Source organism: Streptomyces adelaidensis (assembly GCF_016598475.1).
Lineage (GTDB): Bacteria > Actinomycetota > Actinomycetes > Streptomycetales > Streptomycetaceae > Streptomyces > Streptomyces adelaidensis.
In genome coordinates, this window is the sequence record NZ_JAEMUX010000200.1 from 1 (window position 1) to 2561 (window position 2561).

1 protein-coding gene and 2 pseudogenes are annotated in these 2561 nt (G+C 68.8%); 1 reads left to right on the forward strand and 2 read right to left on the reverse strand.

From position 1 onward, the window contains the following. Together I8N67_RS41210 and I8N67_RS41215 are read right to left on the reverse strand one after the other, a co-directional pair. On the reverse strand, window positions 1–1164 hold a 1164-nt coding region (locus tag I8N67_RS41210; protein ID WP_200309437.1), incomplete at its 3' end, for an FAD-dependent monooxygenase. Next, window positions 1161–2069, reverse strand: a pseudogene (locus I8N67_RS41215) (MFS transporter); the annotation flags it as partial. The gene I8N67_RS41210 and the pseudogene I8N67_RS41215, both read right to left, overlap by 4 nt. Between I8N67_RS41215 and I8N67_RS44460 the strand changes: the two are divergent. Next, a pseudogene (locus I8N67_RS44460) lies at window positions 2064–2561 on the forward strand (TetR/AcrR family transcriptional regulator C-terminal domain-containing protein); the annotation flags it as partial. The pseudogenes I8N67_RS41215 and I8N67_RS44460 sit on opposite strands and share 6 nt — an antisense overlap.

Here is a 2561-nt window from a genome sequence, read left to right on the forward strand (position 1 = left end):
AAGATTGCGCAGCATGTCGTTGCGCTGCTCCAGGGCCCGAGCGGTGGTCGGGAGGAGTGTGGCATCGCCCTCGCCGACCTGCTCCTGGTTCACGGTCACAAACTCACGGGTGCCGTGTTCGTAGGCGGCGAAGCCCGCGGCGTGATCCCGGTCCTGGTCGGCCAGGGAAGCGGCGAGCATGTACGCGCCGACGAGCGCGAGGCTGGAGCCCTGTCCGGTGAGGAACGAGGGCGCGTACGCGGCGTCGCCGACCAGCGCGACCCTGCCGCTGGACCAGCGGGGCATGCGGATCTGGCTGACCCCGTCGAAGAACAGGTCATCCGCGTCGCGCATGGCGGCAAGCATGCCCGGGACCTCCCATCCCGCGTCGGCGAAGACCGCGGAGACCAGGTCCCGTTGGGCTTCGGGGTTCCGGAACGCGTCGAACGGTGGTTCCGGGTGGGCGAAGTTCAGGAAGGCGTGCACTTCGTCGTTGTCCCCCACGGCGTAGAGTGCCGCGGCCCTGCCCGGGGCGTTCCACATCATGGTCTCGTGGGAGAGCCCGAAGGTGTTGCGCATGGTGAACCCGGCGAAGCAGTAGCCGAGGTACCGATGGAACTGCTCTTCGGGGCCGAACAGGAACTCGCGGGTACGTGAGTGCAGACCGTCCGCACCGAACACCATGTCGAACGTATGCCTGCTGCCCCCGCGGAAGGTGACGTCGACCCCGAGGCCGGACTGGTCGAGGGTGTCGATGCAGTCGTCGAACAAGAACTCCACGTCGTCACGGACCGCCGTATAAAGAGCGTCGGTCAGATCCCCGCGCCGCACCTCCACGTCCCGTCCCGCGACACCGCCGGTGACGCTGTGCGGGTTGACCGAGGCCACCTCGCTGCCGTCCCCGTCGAGGAAGGTCAGCCGACGCAGGTCGATGTGCGCGTCCCGAAGTCGCGGCAGGATTCCCATCCTCCGGACGACCTCGAGTGCGGTGCCGCGCACATCGATGGGATAACCACCGCCACGAAGTGCGCCCGCCCTCTCGACCACCGTGACCGCGAATCCGTAGCGGTTCAGCCAGAACGCGAGGGTGGGCCCGGCAACACTGGCCCCGGATATCAGAACCTTGCGCCTCGGCGCGGTACCGATATCCGTACCGATGTCCCTCAACAGATCAGTGCGGGTCATTCCTTGACTCCTTTGCTCATGGTGCGGGCGACAAGCAGGGACAGCGCCGTGACGGCGCCTGCTATGGCGAAGCCGGTGACGAAGGCCGATTCGGCCGGGACATCCGACCCGGAAGGTGTCCCGGCGGTGAGGATCGCACCACTGACCTGCACACCCACGGCGAAGCCGAGCACGCGAGTCACCAGGACCAGGCTGGTGGCGATGCCGGTGTCACTTCGATCGACGGATGTGGCGGTGCCGGTCACCAGCGCCGTGACGCACAGGCCGTTGGCGAGCGCGACCATCATCTTGCCGATGACGAGGTGTCAGACCTCGGTGTGCACGGCCGCCAGGGCGATCAGGGCGGCGACCATGATGACGATCCCGGCGGTGACCACGGCACGCGAGCCGAAACGCCGCGCCCCGAGCCCACTGATCGGCCCGGCCAGCGACGCGGCCACGGCGCCGGGCAGCAGGTAGAAGCCGATCTCGGTGGCGCCGGCGCCGAACCCGTACTCGTCGGCGGACACCGCGAACAGCTGCGGGACGAGATAGACCGCCGCCGAGGTGCCGACACACAGCACGAACGTCAGCAGACACGACTTCCACACCTCAGGCCGTGCCAGCATGCGCAGATCGACCATCGGCGAGGCCGCACGACGCTCAACGGCAGTCCATCCGGTCACGAAGGCGGCCAGAACCACGATGAGGGCGCCGAGCACGAGTGGCTGCGAGCCGATGTCGGGCGCCAGCGCCAGCGCCAGCACGAGCATGGGCGTGACCAGCGTCCCGCTCAGGAGAACCAGGCCGGGCCAGTCGACCCCGGCGCCGTCCGACCGGCCCGGCGCGTCAGGCGGCATCAGCCTGTTCACCAGCAGGGTGGCCTCGATGACCGCGATCGTCGGCAGCGCGAACATCCAGTGTCCATGCGGACGGTCTACGACTACTTCGGCGACAAGCAGACGCTGCTGCGAGCAGTCGTCGACGCCGTCGGCCAGTCACTGATCACCGCGATCCGGCGCACCCTCGACGACACCCTCACCGACGTCACCGAGGTCGCCGACCTCGAGGACGCCCTGGTCACGTTCTCGATGCGCATCGCGACCGACATGCTGGGCTCGGCGGAGTACGCAACGCTGCAACGACTGGTCCGGGCGGAATCCGGCCACCCTGCCGCACCGGGGCGAAAACCCCCTGGCCGACACCCCCGACGAGGCACTCGCCGAGCGGTTCGCCGCCTTCGCCGCGGCCGGGCTGCTCGACGTCCCCGACCCCCGACTCGCGGCCGACCAGTTCCTCGCGCTGACCTTCGGCGTCGCGCTGGACAGGCTCGGTTCCGCGAATGCCGCGGAGGATGCCCGCGTCCGGCCACTCGTCGTCGAGGGAGTGCGGACCTTTCTCCGGGCATACCGAACCTT